The 22,777-nt window shown below is 29.0% G+C and carries 20 protein-coding genes; 5 read left to right on the forward strand and 15 right to left on the reverse strand.

Annotated features, from left to right (window positions below; translation table 4 throughout):
- Nucleotides 1-63: 63 nt before the first annotated feature.
- From lpdA to ACXYRR_RS00420, 6 genes are all read right to left on the reverse strand, one after another.
- Entirely contained in the window at nucleotides 64-1,929 is a 1,866-nt protein-coding gene (gene lpdA / locus ACXYRR_RS00395; protein ID WP_435130227.1) for a dihydrolipoyl dehydrogenase, read from the reverse strand.
- A 1-nt stretch (nucleotide 1,930) separates the two neighbouring features.
- Nucleotides 1,931-2,866: a 2-oxo acid dehydrogenase subunit E2 gene (locus ACXYRR_RS00400; RefSeq protein ID WP_458597250.1), complete on the reverse strand. Its 936-nt coding sequence runs from the start codon at nucleotides 2,864-2,866 to the stop codon at nucleotides 1,931-1,933.
- 29 nt (nucleotides 2,867-2,895) lie between these two features.
- Nucleotides 2,896-3,888, reverse strand: a complete 993-nt coding sequence (locus tag ACXYRR_RS00405) for an alpha-ketoacid dehydrogenase subunit beta (protein ID WP_435130232.1) — start codon at nucleotides 3,886-3,888, stop codon at nucleotides 2,896-2,898.
- Complete coding sequence (gene pdhA / locus ACXYRR_RS00410; RefSeq protein ID WP_435130234.1) at nucleotides 3,888-5,000, reverse strand: pyruvate dehydrogenase (acetyl-transferring) E1 component subunit alpha; 1,113 nt, start codon at nucleotides 4,998-5,000, stop codon at nucleotides 3,888-3,890. Before pdhA ends, ACXYRR_RS00405 begins: the two co-directional genes overlap by 1 nt.
- A gap of 43 nt (nucleotides 5,001-5,043) precedes the next feature.
- Nucleotides 5,044-6,423: an FAD-dependent oxidoreductase gene (locus ACXYRR_RS00415; protein WP_458597251.1), complete on the reverse strand. Its 1,380-nt coding sequence runs from the start codon at nucleotides 6,421-6,423 to the stop codon at nucleotides 5,044-5,046.
- A gap of 80 nt (nucleotides 6,424-6,503) precedes the next feature.
- On the reverse strand, nucleotides 6,504-7,463 hold the full coding sequence (locus ACXYRR_RS00420; RefSeq protein ID WP_458597252.1) for a phosphate acetyltransferase: 960 nt from the start codon (nucleotides 7,461-7,463) through the stop codon (nucleotides 6,504-6,506).
- Nucleotides 7,464-7,672: 209 nt separating this feature from the next.
- Between ACXYRR_RS00420 and ACXYRR_RS00425 the strand changes: the two genes are divergently transcribed.
- The 5 genes from ACXYRR_RS00425 to ACXYRR_RS00445 are packed head-to-tail and all read left to right on the forward strand — an operon-like array spanning nucleotide 7,673 to nucleotide 12,542.
- Nucleotides 7,673-7,990: a hypothetical protein gene (locus ACXYRR_RS00425; RefSeq protein WP_458597253.1), complete on the forward strand. Its 318-nt coding sequence runs from the start codon at nucleotides 7,673-7,675 to the stop codon at nucleotides 7,988-7,990.
- A gap of 3 nt (nucleotides 7,991-7,993) precedes the next feature.
- Nucleotides 7,994-8,977, forward strand: a complete 984-nt coding sequence (locus ACXYRR_RS00430) for a lipoate--protein ligase (protein WP_435130245.1) — start codon at nucleotides 7,994-7,996, stop codon at nucleotides 8,975-8,977.
- Complete coding sequence (locus tag ACXYRR_RS00435; protein ID WP_458597254.1) at nucleotides 8,977-9,807, forward strand: alpha/beta fold hydrolase; 831 nt, start codon at nucleotides 8,977-8,979, stop codon at nucleotides 9,805-9,807. Before ACXYRR_RS00430 ends, ACXYRR_RS00435 begins: the two co-directional genes overlap by 1 nt.
- A 30-nt stretch (nucleotides 9,808-9,837) precedes the next feature.
- Nucleotides 9,838-10,572, forward strand: a complete 735-nt coding sequence (locus tag ACXYRR_RS00440) for a type III pantothenate kinase (protein WP_458597255.1) — start codon at nucleotides 9,838-9,840, stop codon at nucleotides 10,570-10,572.
- 11 nt (nucleotides 10,573-10,583) lie between these two features.
- Nucleotides 10,584-12,542 (forward strand): MIP family Ig-specific serine endopeptidase, encoded by a 1,959-nt coding sequence (locus ACXYRR_RS00445; protein ID WP_458597256.1) that lies wholly within the window; start codon nucleotides 10,584-10,586, stop codon nucleotides 12,540-12,542.
- Between the two features lie 28 nt (nucleotides 12,543-12,570).
- Here ACXYRR_RS00445 and rsmI read toward each other — a convergent pair whose 3' ends face one another.
- The 9 genes from rsmI to ACXYRR_RS00490 all read right to left on the reverse strand — a co-directional run bounded on the left by rsmI (nucleotide 12,571) and on the right by ACXYRR_RS00490 (nucleotide 22,750).
- Nucleotides 12,571-13,293: a 16S rRNA (cytidine(1402)-2'-O)-methyltransferase gene (gene rsmI, locus ACXYRR_RS00450; RefSeq protein WP_458597257.1), complete on the reverse strand. Its 723-nt coding sequence runs from the start codon at nucleotides 13,291-13,293 to the stop codon at nucleotides 12,571-12,573.
- On the reverse strand, nucleotides 13,286-14,137 hold the full coding sequence (locus ACXYRR_RS00455) for a hypothetical protein (protein ID WP_458597258.1): 852 nt from the start codon (nucleotides 14,135-14,137) through the stop codon (nucleotides 13,286-13,288). The genes rsmI and ACXYRR_RS00455 overlap by 8 nt, the downstream gene beginning before the upstream one ends.
- A gap of 9 nt (nucleotides 14,138-14,146) precedes the next feature.
- Nucleotides 14,147-14,794, reverse strand: coding sequence for a dTMP kinase (gene tmk, locus ACXYRR_RS00460; RefSeq protein WP_458597259.1), 648 nt, complete (start codon nucleotides 14,792-14,794; stop codon nucleotides 14,147-14,149).
- 9 nt (nucleotides 14,795-14,803) lie between these two features.
- On the reverse strand, nucleotides 14,804-15,394 hold the full coding sequence (locus ACXYRR_RS00465) for a toprim domain-containing protein (protein WP_458597260.1): 591 nt from the start codon (nucleotides 15,392-15,394) through the stop codon (nucleotides 14,804-14,806).
- A gap of 5 nt (nucleotides 15,395-15,399) precedes the next feature.
- A complete protein-coding gene (locus tag ACXYRR_RS00470) occupies nucleotides 15,400-15,690 on the reverse strand; it encodes a YbaB/EbfC family nucleoid-associated protein (RefSeq protein ID WP_435130268.1) in 291 nt (96 codons plus the stop codon).
- Nucleotides 15,691-15,701: 11 nt separating this feature from the next.
- Entirely contained in the window at nucleotides 15,702-17,681 is a 1,980-nt protein-coding gene (gene dnaX / locus ACXYRR_RS00475) for a DNA polymerase III subunit gamma/tau (RefSeq protein WP_458597261.1), read from the reverse strand.
- Nucleotides 17,682-18,066: 385 nt separating this feature from the next.
- Nucleotides 18,067-19,767, reverse strand: coding sequence for an aspartate--tRNA ligase (aspS, locus tag ACXYRR_RS00480; protein ID WP_458597262.1), 1,701 nt, complete (start codon nucleotides 19,765-19,767; stop codon nucleotides 18,067-18,069).
- A 1-nt stretch (nucleotide 19,768) separates the two neighbouring features.
- Nucleotides 19,769-21,115, reverse strand: coding sequence for a histidine--tRNA ligase (gene hisS / locus ACXYRR_RS00485; protein WP_458597263.1), 1,347 nt, complete (start codon nucleotides 21,113-21,115; stop codon nucleotides 19,769-19,771).
- Nucleotides 21,116-21,139: 24 nt separating this feature from the next.
- A complete protein-coding gene (locus tag ACXYRR_RS00490) occupies nucleotides 21,140-22,750 on the reverse strand; it encodes an MAG5620 family putative phospho-sugar mutase (RefSeq protein WP_458597264.1) in 1,611 nt (536 codons plus the stop codon).
- Nucleotides 22,751-22,777: the final 27 nt, after the last annotated feature.

Raw genomic sequence — 22,777 nt, forward strand, 5'->3', positions numbered from 1 at the left:
GTTTTTAATTCTAGTCCTAAAAAGAAAAAAAAGTATAAGTGAGAACTTATACTTTTATTTTGTTTATTTTTTTAGTTTGTTTAATTGATGTACTGCATTACGTGCAGCTTCTCATAATACTTCTGAGAAAGTTGGATGTGGGTGTATAGCAGAAGCTATTTCATAGATAGTTGATTCTAAATCCATAGCTAAAACAACCTCTGAGATTAAGTCTGTTGCTGTTCCACCAATAATGTGACATCCAAGAATTTCACCAAATTCTTTTCCAATAATAAATTTAGCAAAACCTTTTTCTTCGTGTGCTGCTAATGCTTTACCAATGAATGTGAATTGGTGTTTAGCTACTATAAAATCTTTACCTTGCTCTTTTGCTTGTTCTTCAGTTAATCCGACAGTTGCAATTTCTGGATGGGTGTAAACGCAAGCAGGAACGGTTTTTGAAGAGTATTTAACTTCTTTTTTAAGAATGTTAGATACAGCAACAATTGCATGTCTGTAAGCAACATGTGCTAACATTGATTGACCTACAACATCACCGATACCATAAACACCATCAACATTGGTTTTACAGAATTCATCTACTAAAAGTTGCTTACGATCTCCAAGTTTGATTCCGACTTCTTCTAAACCAAGTGATTCTGGAACTCTACCAACAGAAACTAAAACTAATTCTGATTCAATTGATTCTTCCTTACCATTTACAGTATAGAAAATTTTGTTGTTTTCAAATTTTGTTGTATTTGCATTAGCAATAACTGTAACACCTGCTTCTTTTAAATCAGCAGTAACTTGTTTGATAATATCTTTATCAAGCATTGCTAAAACAGTTGGAAGGTTTTGTAAAATAGTTACTTTTGTTCCAGCAGCAGAAAATACTTGGGCAAATTCAACCCCGATTACACCTCCACCAACGATAGTTAATGATTGTGGTTTGTTTTTAAGGTTAATTGCTTCCTTTGAAGTAATTAACTTACCTGATTTATAACCTTCTTCAAATCCAGGAAGTGGTATTTTACGATCAGATGAACCGGTTGCAATGATAATATTTTTCCCACGGTAAACTTTTGAATCAACTTCAACTTCATGGGCTCCAACAAATTTTGCTGTTCCAAGGATAGTTTTAACCTTGTTCATACGCATTAGAGCTTGTACACCATTAGTAAGTTGTTTTACCACACCGGCTTTTCTGGCATGCATTTTTTCTCAGTTTACACTAACATCAATTATTCCATCAATTCCAAAATCGTGTGCATGTTTAATATTTGATAAAACTTCAGTAGTTTTTAATAATGCTTTTGTAGGGATACATCCAACATTTAAGCAGACTCCACCTCAAAATTCTTTTTCGATGATTAAAGTTTTTAATCCAGCACCACCTGCTTCTTCAGCGGCTAAATATCCACCAGGCCCAGAACCAATAACAATTAAGTCAAATTCTTCTTCAACTTTACCTGTATATGCTTTTCCTGTGTTCTTTGCCTCAACTGCAGGTGCAGCAGATGTTGAGGCAGGTGCAACTGGTGCAGGTTTGGTAGCGGTTGCTGGTCTTTTGAATGAAGAAAGGTCAAAAAGTTGATTTGAAACCTTAACTTCACCTACAACTGAAGCTCCCCCACCTTCTTCAGCAGGTTCTTCTTTAGTTGGTGCAGGTGGTGCAGGAGCAGCGACAGGGGCTGCTTCTTCAACATCTCCACTTCCATCATCGATATAATATATTTCTTGGCCAACATGGATAACATCCCCGACAGCCATTAAAACCTTCACAATTTTACCAGTTGCAGGTGAAGGGATATCTGAAGTAACTTTATCGGTTTCAACAGAAAAAAGCGAATCACCTTCTTTTACTTCATCACCTTCTTTTTTGTAAATTTCAGCAACTGTTCCCTCGTGTAATCCTTCTCCTATATCAGCAAATTTAAATTTATGCATACTATAAAACTCCTAAAATTTCTGGTTTTTCAAGTAATTCTTTAACTCTAGCAGCGAATCTACCGGCAGCAGCACCATCAATTCATCTGTGGTCTGCAGCGACGGTAAAGTTCATTACTTTACCAGGTACAATTTGCCCATTTTTAACAACTGGTTTATCAAGAATAGCTCCGACACCAGCGATTGATATTTCAGGCCAGTTAATAACAGGTGTTCCAAATAAAGCACCTACTGAACCATAGTTAGTAATGGTAAATGATCCACCAGACATTTCATTAGGTTTAATTTTTTTATCTCTAGCAGCAAGTGCTAAACGGATAATTTCTTTACCTAAATCCACGATTGTAAGGTTTTGGGCATCTTTTACTACAGGAACCATTAACCCAGCTGCTGTATCAACAGCAATTCCTAAATTAATAGTTGTAGGATAAACGATTTCGTTAGCTGCTTCATCATATTTAGCAGCAAAAATAGGGAATTCTTTTAAAGCAGTAATAATTGCTTTTGCAATGTAAGGTAAGAATGTTAATTTTACCCCAGTAGCTTTTTGCACATCTTCTACGATTGATTTTCTTAAATCTCAAAGACGTGTTACATCAATTTCATTTACTAATGAAAAGTATGCAACAGATGCTTGTGAAGTTTTCATTGCACGAGCAATAGCATTACGGATTGGAGTAATTTTTTCTCTTCTTCCGTCTAAGGTAACAGGTGCAGGTTTGCTCACTACATCAACATGTGCAGCAGGAGCAGCAGAAGTAGCAGCAGGTGCAGCGGTAGCAGGGGCAGCAGGTTTTGCAGCAGGTGCTGCAGCAAATGCACGAACATCTGCTTCAGTAACTCTGCCTTGTGGCCCTGTTCCAGTTACTAAATTAATATCAATTCCCAATTTGTTCGCTACAGCACGAGCAATAGGAGTTGCGATTTTTCTTTCCATAAATTTCCTTTCTAGTAGTTAATTATAACCTAAAAAGAAACAACCTCTTTAATTTTAGCAACAATTTTATCACTATCAATTGCGTGATATTTTTCTCCACGTGCTAAAGGAACTGTGATGTCGTATCCGGTTAAACGTGCTAAAGGAGCTTGTAAGTATTCAAATGCTCTTTCATTTACTCTAGCAATAATTTCTGCTGAAACTGAAAATGATCTAACGGCTTCATGAACCACAAGTAATCTTCCGGTTTTCTTAACTGAATTTACAATAGTTTCAGTGTCAATTGGTTTAATAGTTCTTAAGTCAATTAATTCTACACTGATTTCTGGATTAGATGCTTGAAGTTTTTTAAGTGCTTCAAGTGATTCGTGAACTTGTGCTCCGTATGTTACAAGAGTTAAGTCGTTTCCTTCAACTAAAACATTTGCTTTTCCAATTGGAACTTCATAAATTTCAGCTGGAATTTCTTGTTTAAATGAACGGTAAATTTTCTTTGGTTCTAAAAATACAACTGGATCTGGGTCATTGATAGCTGCTATCATTAATCCTTTTGTATCATAAGGAGTTGATGGCATAACAACTTTTAATCCAGGAATGTGTGAATAAAGTGCTTCAATCGCTTCTGAGTGATGTTCGAGAGCTCTAACTCCACCTGCCATAGGCATTCTTAATACCATTGGAACTGTTACTCTTCCACGAGTTCTGTTTCTATATCTAGCTGCATGCACAAAAAGTTGTTGAAATGCAGGGAAAGAGAATCCTTGGAATTGAATTTCAACAATAGGTTTTAGTCCATAAATAGCTGCTCCAACTCCAACACCACACATTGATGCTTCAGCAATAGGTGAATCTCAAGCTCTGGTAAGCCCGTATTTCTTTTGTAATCCTTCGGTTGCTCTGAAAACTCCACCTTCATACCCTGCATCTTGTCCTCAAAGAACAACTGTTGGATCTTTTTCCATCATTAAATCAATAGCATTAGTTAAAGCACCAATGTTATTTAATGTAACTGTTTTATCCATTATTTACTCTCCTTTAAGTTTGCATAGTAAGCTAAAGCCTCTTGTTTTTGTTCTTCTAATTCAGGTGTAAGTGTGTGATAGGTGTAGTCAAATACTTCATTGATGTCTACATCTAATTCTTCTAATGATTCGTTGTATGCTTTCTTAACTTCTTCCATTGCAGATTCTCACATTTGATCTCTTTCTGCTTCGGTTAAGTATTTTTTATCGTATAGATATTTTTCAATACGGTGCATAGGTTCTCATTTTTCGTGTTCTTTTTCTTCTTCAACAGTACGATATACTCTAGGGTTATCTGATGTTGTATGTGGTCCTTGTCTTCAAGTAATGAATTCGACTAAAACAGGTCCATTTCCTTCGCGAGCAAATTCAACTGCTTCTTTCATTACTACATAAGAAGCTAACAAGTCATTTCCGTCAACACGAACTCCTGGCATTCCAGCAGCAGCAGCCTTAGCAGCAACTGTTTCAGAACCAGTTTCAAATTTTTCAGGTGTTGAAATACTTCATTGATTATTGTTTACACAGAAAACTGATGGTCATTTTCAAATTGAAGAAATATTAATTGCTTCATAGAATTCACCTTCAGCTGTTCCCCCGTTTCCAACAAAAGAAACTGATACAGTTTTTTTACCTAATTGTTTTGCTGCATAAGCAATTCCGGCAGCATGTGAACATTGTGTCGCGATAGGAACATTAACAGGAAGTAAATTAATTCCTTCTGGAACTACACTTCCACGTTCATTTCCATTTCAGTATAATAATTGATTTTTAATAGGCATTCCCATATAAAGCATAGTTGCATTTGAACGGAATGCTGGAACAAATCAGTCGTCTTTGGTTAACACCATAGCAGACGCTACTTGTAATGCTTCTTCACCAAAGTTAGGTGCAAAAGTAAGCATTCTCCCTTGTCTTTGAAGTTGTGTCATATATTCATCTTGTCTTCTTGAAAGAACCATGAATCTATATGCTTTTAACAATTCTTCTTTTGATAATTTAGGGTCGTGTTTTTTACCTTCGGCTGTTAAATTTCCATCAATGTCTAAGAAACGAACAATTTCTTCTTTTTTAGACATTACTAATCCAGGTTTTACAAATTTAAAAGTCATAACATCCTTTCTGATTTAATGTTTGATTTAAAGGAAAATTTCCTTATTTTTTGTTGTAATTTAGATTTAAAGCATTTAAAATGGTTTGGATTACAAAGTTAAATGGTTTGTTAAAGTGTGGCAAGAAGTAAAAGTCCATTAATGCAATTTGTGGTAAGGTTAATCTTTCTTGAATTGCTAATGATAGCATATAAATTACCTCGGTGTGGTTTGCTTCTTTACCTACTGAACCAATTTGTGCTCCTAAAAGTCTAAGTGTGTTTTTGTCATATGTAATTTTCATTCATACTTTATAGTGTTTACGCATAAATTCAGGACGATCATTGTCTTCAAAGTATTCTACAGCATAAGAATCTTTGAATTTTGGATGTCTAGATGCTGCTACTTCTGAAAGTCCTGTTGATGAATAGTTGAAATCGAACACACTAATAGCGTTAGTTCCTGAGTATCCAGGAAATGGAATAGTTTCGTTTCCTGCTAAGTGGAAAGCAGCAACAATACCAGTTTTAACAGCATTTGTTGCTAAAGCGATGTTTACATATTCATCTGAAACATTGCTAATCATTGAAGCTGCATCACCGATAGCATAAACATCTTGATCTGATAATGATCTTTGGAATTTGTCAACTTTAATTGCACCATTAGGTAGTTTGTCAACACCTTGAATTAATTCGGTTTTTGGTCTAAATCCGATAGCTAAGATTACTAAATCAGCATCGTATGTTCCTTTGTCTGTAACAACAGCAGAAACACATTTTCCGTCTTTAGTTGTAAATCTTTGAACTTTTTCATTAAGTTGTAATTGAATTCCGTTTTTTACCATAGCTGCTTCAACTTTGTCAGTAAATTCTTTGTCAAAGTAGTTTGGTATAATGCGGTCTTGCATATCAATTAAGGTAACATGTTTTCCATATTTATGGAATGCTTCGACAATTTCCACACCAATGTATCCAGCACCAATAACAACAACATTTCTCACATCTTTTGATTCTGCCTTAGCCTTAATTTCTTTTGCATGTGCAAAGATTTTAGAAACTAAAATGTTGTCTAAGTGAATGTTTTCAAAAGGTGGAATAATTGGTCAAGTTCCTCCAGCATATACAAGTTTGTCATAGTAGTCTTTAAAAACTTGTCCAGTTCTTAAGTCTTTAACTACAACATATTTTTCTTCACGATTTACTTCTATAACATCATGAGCATCTTTGATGTCTACTCCAAGTGATTTAAGTTGTTCAATACTTGAGTAGAATAATCCATCTGGATTAGAAAATTCCCCACCAACTCATAGAGCAATACCACATCCTAAAAAAGAAATGTCAGTATTTTTGTCATATGCCACTAAATGTGAGTCTGGAGCAATTTTCTTCATTGTTCTTAAAAATGAAGTCCCAGCATGGTTTGCTCCTATTGATATAATTTTCATTAAATAACCTCCGTTTTATTTAATATGAATAATTATAAAACTTTTTTCATTCTTTATACAGAATAACAAAAGCATTCATATTATTTATAAGATTGTAATGCAGTAATTAAAACTGTATTATAAACATCTTCTGTGGTTGATCCTCTTGATAGATCGTTTACAGGTTCAGCAATCCCTGTAATAACTGGTCCGATTGCACCGAATCCCCCAAAACGTTGTGCAATCTTATATCCGATGTTACCTGCATCTAAATTAGGGAACACAAAAACATTTGTAACTCCTGTATATGCAGGTTTTTTGTATTTTGCTTGTCTTACTTTTTCATCAAATGCTGCATCAAATTGGATTTCTCCTATTGCCTTAGTATCTGAAAGTTCATTAAATTTTGCTGTTGCTTCAGCAGATAATTTTGACTCATCGCTAACTGCTGAACCATCTGTTGAAAAAGACAAGAAAGCTACTTTTGGATCAAAACCAAGGCTTTTAGCAAATTCGGTGGCATTTAATCCGATTTCTGCTAATTGATCTGCATTAGGTTTGATATTGACTGAAATATCTGAAAATAGGTATTTTTGTTCATCCTTATGCATAATCATAGCAGAAGAAATAGTTTTGATGTTTTTCTTAGGTCCGATTACTTTAAAAGCAGCACGTAAAATATCAGCTGTTGTGTAATTTAATCCACCGACAACCCCATCAACTTCTTTGTTTTTAAGCATCATCATTGCATAAAAAGGTGCTTGTTCAAGGTTTTTAACTGATGCTTCTAAAGTTTCCTTTCCTTTTCTTAATTCAAAATATTGCTTTGCATATTCTGATTTTTTCTCATCTGAGATAACTTCCTGCTTGATATTAGGTGTAAGTGAGCAGTTGTGTTGTGAAACTAATAACACAATATTTACTAAATCACTTTCAGCAACTTTAGCTGCTGCCTGAATCGATCTTTGATCTTCACCATCAATAAGCAAAATAGTCTTCTTACTCTTTAATTGAGTATTTTTTTGATAAATTGTATTTTCTAATTGTTTTTGGAAATTCATCCTTCTCCTTAAATATTAAATACGATTATATTATAATATATTCTAAATAAAAATCCTTAATATAGCAGTATTTTTGCAAAATCTGCTTTAAATATGAAAATGTATGCAATAAATTTGCTCAATTTGTCATTAAAAGTTTATTTTATAATCAAAAATACTGCTTTTTATTAACTTTTTCATTTGTATTTATATAGTGATATAATTAAAAAATGAAGAAGCAATTTCAAACAGTAACAAGCAAAGAATTAAATTTATCTTTTGATTTCGAGATTCTAAATCATCAAAATCGAATTTTGGATATAAAAATTAATGGACTACTTCGTGAGTTAAAATATTCTGTTGAATATTTTGACTGATTCATCGAAGATTTATTATTTTTGCTTGATAAAAATCGATACCAAAAACGCTGAGATTATGGACAAATCAATATTTTTGGTGTTACAAATTTAAATCTTAAGGAAAATGAAACAAAATTTGTTAAACTTTTTAAAAGTATAACAAATTTTGATTTAGTAAATAAGGAGTAAAAAATGAAAATATATGTATGTAAGGAAACTACACCATTTTACACACTTCCTCTTGAAGAAATAATGGCTAAAGATGAAGATAATCATGAAGATATTATTTATCTTTATCAACATGCTAATGATGTGATTATTGGACGTAATCAAAATGCATATAAGGAAGTTAAATTCGATGTTTTAGAGCGTGATAAAATAGGTTTATATCGTCGTTTATCAGGTGGTGGAGCTGTTTATCATGACCTTGGTAATTTAAATTTCTCATTTATTACTAATGATAAAACAGAGCATAGTTATCAAAAGTTTTTAGAACCGGTTCTTAATTTCTTAAAATCACTTGGTTTAGATGCACAATTTAAAGGAAGAAATGATTTAGTAGTAAATGGTGCAAAATTTTCAGGTAATGCACAATTTATTTATAAAAATAAAATTGTACATCACGGAACTATATTATTTAATGTTGATTTAACAAGACTTTCAACTGTTTTAAATCCAAGTAAATTGAAAATGGAATCAAAAGGAATAAATAGTGCAAGGCAAAGAGTGACAAACATTTTAGATGAATTACCAGTAAAAATGAGTATTGAAGAATTTAAAAATAAATTCATTGAATATTTGATGCATAAATATGATGCAAAATTGCTTGATATACCTGAAAAATATACTACCTTAGTTCCACAATTGCGCAAAATTAGATCATCAAATGAGTGAGTTTTAGGTAAGAATCCGGAATTTTCCTTTTATAGCGAAAAGAAAACAGATGGTGGAATTTTACAAATAAGTGCTAATGTAAAAGAAAACAAGATAGTTGAAATTAAATTTGAAGGTGATTTTCTTACCTTACTTGGAACCGAAAGCATCGAAAGTGCATTAGTTGGACTTGATTTTGAGAAAAATAAAATATTAGAATTTTTAAAATCAGTACCTAATTTAGATAACTATTTTGGAAGCATTAGTCCACAAGAAATAGTTGATATTATGTTTGGTGAATAATGGAAAGTAAATATATAGAGATTTTAAACGAAAGAATACATTATATAGAAGAAAACACCGGTAAACCAAAAGTTTTATTTTTACACGGATTTAATTCCTCTGCTGCTTTTGCAAACCAAGTTTACTTACAGAAAAATCGTAATTATGATGTAGTTGCTCTCGATTTTCCCGGTTGTGGTTTCAGTAGTGCTAAAGAAGCAATATCAATTGAGTTATATCAGCAGGTTGCATTGGAATTTGTAAAGCAATATAATTATGATTTTAAACTTGTTATTGGGCATTCACTTGGAGGAGCAAGTGCTTTGTATTTATTAAATAATAATTTAGTTAAAAAAGCACTACTAGCAGCACCGATAAATTATGAAATTTTGGATAATAAATTAGGTGAAAGTGTTGAAGCAGCAATCAAAAGAATGAAAAGTTGACTCATACCTGAAAATTATGATTCAGCTTATGAAAGTTCAGATAATTTGATTTATAATGATAAACTGGATTATCGTAAAAACTTATCAAAAGTTGCTACGATGTTTTTGAAATTAATGGATAGAAAGCGACCTATGTTTTTAAATATGGTTACATCACAGATTTTAAATCCCAATTACCTAAAAACAAGCATTAAAAGTTTATATCAAGCAAATAATGACTATGAATTTATTACTGGTATTAATGATAAATTTATTCCTTACTTTACTATAAAAAATATTGCAAATAAGATGCAAAAAAATGTAACACTTTTGCAAAATTGTGGACATGCCTTATTTTTTGAGCAACCTGAAGCAATAAATAAAAAAATTAATCAACTTGTTGAGTATTTATATATAAAAGGTTAATAACCTTTTATTTTCTTATTCTGGAGTCTTATGTTATATATTGATTTTGGTAATACATTAATTAAAATTGGTTATTTTTTGAATTCAAACTTAATAATTGAAAAATTAGAGGTGAAATTATTAAGTTTTGATTCATTGAAAGAAAAAATTGTTCAAATAAAAAACAAAATAAATATTAAAAGTATTATTATTTCTTCTGTTAAACCAGAAAAAAATATCATTTTATCGCAAGTATTTGATTTTTTAAAAATAAAATATAAATTTATTTCATATTTGGATTTCAATGAAAATGATTTAACATTCAATAAAAAAATAGCAAAAGAAGAAGTGGGAAATGATATATTACTGGCTGCATATTATATTGGGCATAAATATGAAAGTGGTTATGTAGTTTCATTAGGGACAGCATTAGTTTTAAGTAAAACTGAAAATAAAAAAATAATCGGTGTTAGCATAATGCCCGGGATAAAAAAAGGTTTAAATGCACTTTTTGATAATACTTCATTAGTTAAACAAATCAAATTAAATAAAGATATAAAAAATATCGGTTATAATACTTCTGATGCAGTTTCATCAGGGATTCAATTTAGAATTTTATCTTTAATTATGTATTTAAATTATATAAATAAGCAAAATTATAAAATAATTTTCACCGGAGGAGATTTAAGTTTCTTTAATAAAGAAATTTTTAATAATATTGAAGAGGAAATTGTTGTAAAATCTTTAATTTTATTTACTAATAATAAACTCAAAGAAAGTATATAAGAAAGGAAAATATGAAGAGAAAATTATCTCTATTAACATTTGTTTCATTGCTAACATCTGCACTTGCAATTTCATGTGGGACAACTAACCAACAAAAGCAACCACAAAAATATAAAATACTTGTTTCTGGTGTTGAAAATAAAGCAAATAAGTATATTTTAACATTAAAAGCATATGAAATTCCAATTTCGTCAGATATAACAACTGATAAAATACAAATACAAATAAGTGGTTTAACTGAAAAATTGACAGCAATAAGTTTTGATAAAAATTCAAGGGAAATTAAATTTAATGTAACTAATTTAGACTTTGATAAAGATTATAAGATTGAAAAATTAATTGTAGATACCAATCAAATAAGTACTAATTTGGTTTTTAAAAAACAAAGACCAAAACAAGAACCGAACCCAATTCCACAACCATCAAAACCAGATAAACCAAAAGAACCCGTGACCCCCCCGCCTTTACCGCCGGATTTTCATATTCCTACACAAGACTATAGTAAAAATAATCAATATCCAGATTTTGTTAAGCAATATAAGGTAGTAGATAGAAAACAGTTATATAATGAAATTTTTGATCGCAGTTTTGCTATAAAATTCGGTGTTGGTAATAAGACAGGTGATCACAGTAATGATTTTCGTTCAACAGATAGTGGGACAGCATGATTACTTGATTATCATAAACAAGACGATAATAAATATAAACTTTTCTTAGCAACTAATTTACATGTTGCAGCTGATTTATCAAATACATTAGATGAAAATGTTGCTAATAAACTTAATTATATTGATCCAAGAAATATTAAAGCTCGTTCAATCTCAATAGGTAAAGCAGCAAAAAAAACTGATTTTACAATCAAAGAAAATAACTATAATTATCAAGCAGATAGCGCAAATACTGTTAAATGATTCGCATCAGCAGATGAATTTTTGGATGCAAATAAGTCTGATTCAGCCGCATCAGAAACTACAAAAGCAGTAGGTATATCATCTCCAAAGTTAATTTTTGCAGGTTTTGATTTTATTGATCACAAATATATTCAACCATTTCAAGATAATTTAAAGAAATTAGCACAAGAACGACTAAAAAATTATACTACTGATGCTGATCCCGATGATGAAAGCGATGAAGGACATATTTTAAAGCAACAATTAAAAGATGAGAATTTTTATCCATTTTATACAGATTTTGCTGTTTTTGAAATAGATATTGATATGTCTAAGTTAAATACTCAAGCACAGCAAATGTTTAAATTGGCTATAGCAGGTGTTGATTCTTATTTAGCTAGACTAAATGCAACAAATCAATTACCTAATCAAGATAAAAAAACTTCTGTATATATGCAAACTGTTGATTATATGAGTGCATTTAATGAAAAAAACCAAAACAGTTTAACTAATTCAAAAGAAGTATATATAGGTGGCTATCCACAAGCTGATGCATCAGGAACAGCAGCATGAAGTATTAATAATCCAACTGAAAGAAATTCAACTTCTTTAAAATGAAATTCACGAAGTAAATCAAATGAAAAAACTTTTGCATTACCTACAAATAGCGCAGAAGAAAAGATTAATAGTGGTAATTATACACCTTATACTTCAGCACAAGGAAGATTGCTAGGTAATTATTATGGTTATAATTATTCAATTTGATTTTCATCATTATATTATGGAGCATCTGGTTCGCTTGTGTATAATGAATTTGGACAAATGATAGGTATATATGATGCAGTTGCTTCAGATGTTCAAAAGAATGACTTTTCTAAGGTAGCTGGATTTGCACCGTTCTTTCTATCACATGATTTTGGTAAATTAAAAGCATATAATTTAATTGATGGGAGTGATAAGAAGAAATACCCGGCACAAACAGCTTCGTATCGTCAAAATTTATCAATAATTTATCCGAATGGTTTTGATAATTCACAAACACCGTTTAAGACAGCATTATTTCCAAATGGTTTTAAATAAATAAATCGTTTAGCACTATATAGCAGCGCTAAACGATATTTTTATTAATTTTAGGATATTTATTCACCTTAATATGTTTTGTTTTTGGGATGTTTATAACTAAGGTATATTCACCTTTTATTTTTTCAATATCTTTAAACTTTGTTATTAACACAGAAGGTTTATCAAAAAATCATTGTTCATAAATTTTTGTAAGTTCCTTAGCTAAACATATATTGACATTATCATTAAAAACATCATAAATATCTTTGATGGTTTGAAGTAGTTTATGTGGTGATATAAAGAAAATATATGTTCCTTCAGATAAATTAGTAAGTTGATTCTTTCGCTGCTGACTTTTATCTTTGATAAAACCTAAAAAAGTAAAATTATTAGAAAATCCGGAACCAACAAACGCTGTTGTTACTGCAGAAACACCAGGAATTATTTCAATATCATATCCGTTATTTCTTGCAAGATTAATAATACTAAAACCAGGGTCAGAAACAACAGGCATCCCAGCATCGGAAACCAATCCGACATTTTTTTGTGCTTGAAGATAGTTTAAAATAATTTTAGCAGTAGCATTTTCGTTAAAAGCATTATTAGTAATCAATGTTTTTTTGGTTATACTAAAATGTTCTAATAGTTTGGTAGTTACTCTGGTATCTTCACAAGCAATTATATCTACTTTATTTAAAGTTTCAACAGCGCGAAACGTTATATCCTTAAGATTACCTATTGGAGTTCCTATTATATATAACTTACTCATATAACCTTCTAAGTTTAATTAATAAAGCAACTTTTTGCATCTCAAAATTACTGTTATAATCTGATAAATTTTTGTTAAATTCAAGCATTAATTTATTAGCAGAATTAACTTGTCGAATATTTTGTGTTTTTCTATTTATTGATCTATATATTTTGTCCAATTCTTTATATTTATAATTTAATAAATTACTGGTTTGAAATAGGTATTTTAATGCATTAAAGAAAAAAATATTTTCTTTTTTTAGATTTTCATTTAAAAAATCTAAAAATAAATTATGTGTATATTTTGAATTATTTTGTAATAGTTGTTCAAAATAAGTTATTAATTGTTTCAAAATTACTATATGCTGCTCGTTTTTGCTAAAATTTTGGTATCAATTTTCCTTATTTGGTTTTTTAAAAAAAGGGATAAGATTAATAATTTGAGATCGTGAAATAATTGTTGGTAAAACCTTATTTATCTTGCTGGTGGTAGCAAAAATAATTGTATTATCATTTGGTTCTTCAATAAATTTTAAAAAACTATTTATTGTAATATGTGTAGTATGATCGATATCTTTAATTATTATAATGGTTTTTTGATTATTATTTTGTTGAAATTGTGCTTGATAAATTACTGCTTGAAGATCATCTTTTTTAATTATATCCTTGCTTCCATCGATTAAATAAATATTATTTGTAAGTTTGCTTAAATCTGTGTCTGGTGCAAATTTAGTATTATTAATGATGTTAATAAGCTGCAATAAAAAAATATCAACATTATCTGAATTAGTTTTAAAAAGGTATAAATGTGACAATTTATTTTTTTTATTTAACTCATCAAATTTAGTTAGTATTTGGTACATTTTTATTATTTATTTATTATTTATATAACTTAAAAATTTAGGATTTTGATGGAGTTTATCAACAACTTCTTTGCATACTACATCAGCATTTTCAGAACCATCAACAATAATAAATCTTGAAGGATTTTCGGAAATAAGTTTTTGATAACCTAAATAAACATCTTGATGGAACTGCATTTTTTCATTATCGAGACGATCTTGAACTAAACGATTTTTATCACGGCGTTCCTTGCTTTTTTCAGGTGTGATATCAAAGAAAATAGTCAAATCAGGTATTGCATTATCAATAATTAAATTTGTTAGTTGTTTAACAAAATCATATCCTAACTTACGTGCGAACCCCTGATAAGCATAGAAACTATCAATATAGCGATCACAAAGCACTAACTCACCTTTTTCTAATGCAGGTCAAATAACTTTCTCAAGATGAATCCTGCGACTAGTTGAATATAGCATCGCTTCTGCAACAGGGGATAAATCACTATTTTTATCAAGAATAATATCTCTAATCCGTTCTGCTTCAGGGATGTTATGTCCACCTGGTTCGCGTGTTGAAATAAAAGGTAAGTTTGGATATTTTTCTTTGAAATATTGAATAAGTAGGTTTAAAATAGTGGTCTTTCCACTTCCGTCTAATCCTTCGAATGTAATAAACATAAATGTCCTCTATTCATTTTGACGATTTTTTATTGAGAATTTTAAGGTAGTTTCGTCGATATAATCAACTGAAGCACCTAATGGTATTCCAATTGCTATTTGTGAAACATTTAAACCTTTTTCTTTTAATGATTGTTTAAGTATGTTAGTTACAATTTCACCTTTTAAAGTAGGAGAAAGTGCTAAAATAATTTCATCAAAGGTTTGCGCATAGTCTAAAAATTTTTTTATCTCTGTAATGCTTTGATTGTATTGTATTTCATTTTCGATTTTTTTATCAAAAACAAAGTATTTACCGAAGTATATACCTGATTTTTCTATCTTGTTTAAAATAGCAAGACTTTCAATAACTAAAAGAGTGTTTTTGCGATCGAAGTCTGTGCATATTTTGCATTCTTGATTTTCTGTTAATATACTAGTGCAATTTGGACAAAATTTAGTTTTTTCCTTAATTTTTTTAATTTCATTTGCGAGTAAATTAACACTACTTTGATCATTTTCAAAAATCCAGTAGATAAATTTTTCAACTGTTTTTTTACTAAATCCTGGTATTTTACTTAGTTTTTGAGAAAGATTTATTATATCATCTGAATCAAACATAGTAATTAAAAAGGAAGTCCACCAGGCATTTCTTTTGGTGCTATTTTATCTTGTTCTTCATTGATTTTATCAACCAATGCATTAATTGTAACGATTAATAAATCTTCAAGCAGTTCTTTGTCATCTGGATCTATTAAAACTGGATCGATATCAATACTTTTTATTTGAATATCACCAGTAGCCACAATTTTAATCCCTTGTTTTTCTACCTCAAATTCTTGTTTTGAAAATGCATCTTGTTTGATTTGCATCTCTTTTTGTAATTGTTTTACTCTTTTAATAAAATCTGCATTCATAATTTGCCTTTCTATGATTTTCAAGTTTTTTTATAGATATATTTCGAAGCTTCAATTTGGTCTTCGCGATCGTTCGGAATAACATTAATAAGTTTTTTAGGTTGATGTATAGGATTTTTGAGTTTATAATTACCTCTACGATATTCAGTGACAAGTTTTTTAATATTTTCACGATCATTAGAATTTACAAAATATAATCATTTATATCCATCACCATAAACATAATCTATAAACTTCTGAAAATCTACTTTATATTTATTTTTATTTAATAATTCAATCATTTTATCATCATTACACTGAAAAATAATTGCATTTTTTGTTGCTACTAAAATATCAATTACTCTAAATCATTCAAAAAAACGATTTAAATCTACTCGATTATTAGTAAATTCAGCATCTTGTTTTAGTTTGTTATAAACATCTTTTGTGCTGCGATTGTTACGATCTTGTTGGATTCATAAAACTAAATTCAGCATACTTTCCATTTCGTCTTCACCTTCTCACTGATATTTGATCGGTTGATGATTATGTGGGATATTAATCTCAATTGTATTGTTAAATAATTGTTCTGATGTATCAATATCAGTAAGTATATTACTTTCTAAATCTTCTTTGTTTCCGTTATGTTCGTTAGATGAAAGAATAAATTCATTAGTTTTCAGTAACAATTCTTTTGTATGCTGCATTGTTTCATCTACATCAGTGTAGTTGATATCTGCATTTGTCTTAGGTTCAACTTCAAGATTATTAAACTTGGATTTTAAGAAATCATCACCTGTGAATAATTCATTTAGTTTATTTTCTTCTAAAATAGGGGACTCAGTTACCTGTTCTTTATATGGTTGATTAATAAAATTTATTTCATCATTTTTTTCAGGTATTTTCTTTCCTTGATTTTGAGTGTGATTTGCTTTAATTTTAGGTGAATTATCCAAATCAACTATATTAATAAATCCTGTTTCAATTAGTTTAAAAGGTTCTTCGCTTTTTGTTATTTTAGTTAAAATATCATAAATATTCTTTGATATTTTAACTGCTAAATCATTATTTAAAGGAAGTTTATAAAAATCATCTTGATTAATATGATGCAATATTTGCACATCGTAAGTTTTAGAAAAAATAATTCATTCCTTTAAAACTTCTAAAATTGATATTAGAAAATGTTTTGGATCAATTCCATCTTCTTGCATTTGCTGAATCAATTTTAAAAGATTAATTATATCGTTGTTTTTTAAATAAATAATTAAATCAATAATTTTTTGCAAAGACATCAAACCAAAATTGTTTACCACATCTTCTAATAAGATTTTATTATCATTAAATGAACTAGCTTGTTCAGCAAGTGAAAGTGCATCACGCATCCCCCCAGAAGCAAGAGAAGCAAGTGCTTTAAGAGCATTTTCTTCGAATTTAATATCTTCTTTTATCAAAATACTTTTAAGTTGCTTGACGATTTGTTGTTCGTTAATTCGCTTAAAATTAAATCTTTGAACCCTAGATAAAATTGTTAAAGGAATTTTTTGTGGATCAGTAGTTGCAAGGATGAATATCACATGTTTTGGAGGTTCTTCAAGTGTCTTAAGTAAAGCATTAAAGGCACTTTTAGTTAGCATATGCACTTCATCGATAATGTATACCTTAAAGTGCCCATTGATAGGAACCTGTTCAACTTTTTCTTTTAAATCACGAATTTCTTCAATTCCATTGTTTGAAGCAGCATCCATTTCAATAATGTCAAAATTATCATTATAGTTTGATAAACAACTTTCGCAAGCCTGAGTCAAATCGTGTGTATGCATACAATTTAGTACAATAGCAAATATTTTAGCAACTGACGTTTTACCAGTTCCTTTTGGGCCACTAAATAAGTAAGCATGATGTATTTTGTGAGTTTTAAGTATGTTTTTTAATGTCTCAATAATATGTTCTTGACCTATAACATCAGCAAAAGTTTTAGGTCGATATTTTCGATAAAGTGCCTTATGTTCCATTATCCTCCTTTGCTTTTATTTTGTATTTTATAAATTATAAATTAAATTTATTAAGTTTATAAAAAACTATAAAAATAACAAGAAAAAATAATTTATATTGTTTTCATAAATTGCTATAAATCCTTGATAAGCAAGTAAAAAAGTGTAAAAAAACCCGTTTGGGTTAAATTATTGTGCTTGTGCTAATCTTTCTTGTCTTCTTAAATCTCTTGCATATTCTTTAGAAAGTTTTTTAGCTCTTTTTTCTGCGATCATTTTGTTTTTAAGTCTAACTTCTTTACGCATAAATTTCCTTTTTATTATATATTAAGTTTATTTTAAAACAAGTTCTTTAATTTTACCAAAAAAAGAAGTAAAAACAAATCATTTTTAATTTATTAATTTACTATTTTGATTTTACTTGCAAAAACAATTCATCTAGTTGTTGAGTTTCAACTGATGAAGGCGCATTAGTGAAAACATCTTGATTCTTAGAATTCTTAGGGAATGCAATTGTATCGCGTATTGTGTTTAAATTAGCTAAAATCATAACGATTCGATCGATACCGAGTCCGATTCCACAATGTGGTGGAACTCCGTAATCTAAAGCCTTTAAAAAGAAACCAAATTTACTTTCTTGTGCCTGCTTATCCAAACCGATTAAATCAAACATTTTTTCTTGCACATCTTTATCATAAATACGTGCAGAACCCGAACCTAATTCATAACCATTTAATACTAAATCATAACTTTTAGCTTTTATATCAGATTTATCCATTGCATCGATTTGCGATAAATCGTGATCAAATTGTGTGAAAGGATGGTGTGCAGCTGCTCATTTGTTGTTTTCTACATCATATTCAAACATTGGAAATTTAGTAATTCATTTAAAATTAAATTCATCTCTAGCTCAATTAAATCAGGTGTTTAGTTCTACCCGCAACGCACCAAGTGCTTGTGAAGCATTTTCAAAGGTATTAGCAACAATTAAATATGTTCCATCAGCATAATTAAACTCTTTTAAGAGTTGTTCAACTGAATCGCCTGCTTTTGAAGCAAAATTACTTGCTGTAACTATTTTTTGCTCTACCACCAAGTAAAATAAAACATTTGCCTTATTTTTCTTTGCGATCTCTTCTAATGTTTTAAGTTGTTTTTTGTTTAGTATTTCATTTATTTTCAAGAGTCTTTTTGCAGGAGCATTTTTTATGATATCAAAATTAGAATTATTACAAAAACTATTAATATCAACTATTTTTTGCTCATATCGAAAATCCGGCTTATCACTACCATAATTTCTGATGCAATCATCATAACTGACACGATCGAATGGTATTTTAATATCAACATTCATAACTTTCTTCATTAAATATTGGAACATTTCTTCAACTATCCTTTGAAAAATTTCAACATCCAAAAAAGATGTTTCTATATCTAACTGGGTAAATTCTGGTTGTCGATCTTTTCTTGAATCTTCATCACGAAAACATCTAGCAATTTGAAAATATCTTTCAAAACCCGAAATCATTAACAGTTGTTTAAATAGTTGCGGCGATTGTGGTAGTGCATAAAAAGAATTTAAATCACGTGTGGGAACTAAAAAATCGCGTGCCCCTTCAGGTGTTGCTTTAGATAGAATAGGTGTTTCAATTTCTAAAAATTCGTTATTTTGCAAATATTCTCGCATCGCAAAAATCAATTTATTTCTTAAAGCGATTGTTTTTTGCATTATTGGTCTCCGTAAATCTAAAAACCTATGTTTGAGGCGAATTTCTTCTTTGACATCGATATCATCTCGGATTTGAAATGGTAATTCTTTTGCAGTTGATAAAACTTTATATTCTGAAACCACTACTTCTATTTGCCCTGTTGGTATTTGAACGTTTGGATCTTTACGTTTAACAACTTGTCCTGTAATTTCTAAAACACTTTCTTTTGCAAAGTTAATTGCTTGATTGAAAACCAGTTGAGTAATACCGTATTTATCACGTAAATCAACAAAATTTAATTCACCAAAACGACGTTTATTTGCAACTCAACCATATAAAGTTACCTGCTGTCCTATATTGCGGATATTTAACTCATTATTTTTAATTGTCTTATTCATTCTATACTTCACTTTCATATTGAGCAATAAAATCACTCACTACTTCGGGTTCGAAAACATCTGCATCATTGATAAATTTAAGTAAATCAATAACACCATCACTATTTAAATAAAATTGCATTTTATCACCTGTTATAAGATTTTTGATATAAAAAGAGTTATGAGGTAGTAATTTGTCATCTGTAATTAAAAAAACTGCATTTAATTTTTTTGCTTTTTCATATATTTTTTTGGATTTCATTAGATGAAAATCCATATGATAAAAATTAGTTAATCCATTTAAATCGTAGTGAGCTAAATGAAAAAGTTTTTCTAGATTTTCGTTGCTTACTGATGCAGCAAAATAAATATCGACTTTTTGATTTTGCATTTGTTGTAACGGTTCTGTATTTTCAATAATATTTTCTCGAATTAATTCAATGCAACGATCTATTCCGAATCCGAAACCAACACTTGATACATCTGGACCATCTAATTCAGCGACTAAATTTGAATAACGACCACCACCGATTAATGTGTCCTGAGAACCTGCTTTATCGGATTTTACTGTTATTTCAAAAACAAATTCATCATAGTAATCTAGTCCTCTTACAAGTTCAGGTGCAATATGATATTCAATCTCATAAAAATCTAGAATACCTTTAATTTCTTCAAAATATAACTTCGATTCTTTACTTAAATAATCTTGAATATTTGGAGCTTTATGCATAAAAGGTAGTTTAGAATCAACTTTGTCATCTAAAATTCTAAGAACTTTTTTATCTTTAAAACGCTGCTGCGAAATCTCGCTTAATTGAGATTGGTATTTTGTTAAAAATTCAGTTAAGGCATTTTCATAATTTAACCTAGTTTGTTTATCTCCAATTGAGTTAATTTTAAGCACATATTTTATATCTAATGCTTCTAAAATATCAGTAGCAACTTGCACAACTAAGAAGTCTTTTAAATATGATTTAGGACCAACAAATTCAATTCCTGCTTGATAAAACTGTCGATAGCGTCCTTTTTGTGGTTGTTCGTAGCGAAACATTGGCATATTGTATGCGAATTTTTCGTTTACTAATGTATATCACTTATTTTCAATAAAAGCACGCACAAAAGATGCGGTTCCTTCAGGACGTAAACACAATGAACGATTTGATTTATCTAAAAATTCATACATTTCTTTTTTAGCAATTTCTGATTCATTAACAGAACGTTTGAATAATTCAGAAGTTTCAAGTATCGGTGTTTCAATCATTTTAAAACCATAATTTGCACATATATCTGAAAATACCAAGTTTACTAAGTCTTTAATTTGATATTCTACAATATCATAATCCTTTGTTCCTTTTACTTTAGAAATCATATTTCTCCTTTATTATATTTTACTTTAATTTTGTTTATTAAGATATTTCTTTACATATTTAATGATTATGTTGTTTAGATGCGAACCTTTAAATTTATTTAAATAATATTCAATTTGTGTGTATTCAAAATTATGTTCTTGCTTAAATATCAAACTTTCTCGATTAAAATCATAATATATGCAGATATTGAAAACTTGTTGCTTTTTATTTTGGATTTCAAGGTTTAAAAATTCATAACTATAGGTGTTATATGCATTTAGTTGTTCCATTTTAGATATTCGATAATTTCTTGATATGGATTGATTTACTTGAAAAAATGTAGCAAGATTAGTTGTTTTAAAAAAAGGTATTTTGATTTTTTTAACTATATATATAGTATTTTTAAAATAATTACGCATCTTCAAGTATTTATAATCAAGTAAATTATTGTTATTTTTATAAGAAAGCAACATCTGACAAATATTGATAATGAACTGTAAATTACTAAATTCTAATGCTTGATTATTATTTGCACCAAAATGTTCTAAAATATTAGCAAATAAAACATTTTTAGTATCAGATTTTTCAGCAAATTCATAAGGAATATTAAAGTTATTTAATAAATTAATGATATTTTTACTAACACTATGTGTTATTATAACCTTATTTTGCTGAAGTTTATTTTCATTCTTTCACTGTAAAAAGAAATAGTTAATATAAAAATAAATTAATTCTTCGTTATTTATTTTTATATATCTGTCATTAATATTGAAAAAAAAATTATAACGATTTTTTTTATCAGAAGTAATTAGAAAATCAGTTTTAGATTTTTGATAGGAAAAAAGGTTTCATTTAAAAAAAATTCAAAATAAATTTTTACTTCGTTCTTGGATTCTTAGATTTGAAGCTTCTTTTACATTAAAACCTAGCGAATTTAGCAAACTCTGTAAGATATTGTTATCAGCAGGATTGTTTATAGCAATTTTAATATTTAAATTATTGCGATCAATTTGATTTTCAAGGAAAAGATGTTTTTGATTTTCAAGTTTTAATTTGTAAAAAGATAAAAATTTATCTATTTTTAAGATAAACAAATTATAAAAATTATGCAATATAATTTGTTTATCAAATTCAAAAACATTATTTAACAGTTGCTTTTGTTCGTTTACAGAAATTAAAAATAAATCATGATAAATTTTAATGTAGTAATTATTATTAAATGGATTTTTATATAAATAAATATAATAATCAACATCAATACCTAATGTTGTGTTTATAATAATAAATTCATTTATAACATTAATATTATATTCGAGTAGCTTTATGCTTTTATGTGAAAAAGATCGCTTAAATAACTCATATATTTTTGCATCAATACCTTCAGAGTGTCCTAACAAAAGAGTTTTATTGCGCTTTTTAATATTTATCAACAAACTCTTGGTAATTGCTATTAGTGTATATATGTTAAAACAATGCATTGAAAAAGGATTATCACAGTTAAATTCGATACCTAAATTAGTTGCTTTTACTTTATATTCAGGATTAGAATTAGCAAGCCTTATATGATTGAAAAAATCAGGAAGTGAAATTATTTCAATTCCTTCGTTATAATAAAAAGAATGTCAATTTTTGATTTTCTGCTCACTAAATTTCATCTTTGATATTATATATTTTTATCATAA

The sequence above is a fragment of the Mycoplasma sp. 246B genome (genome assembly GCF_054353935.1).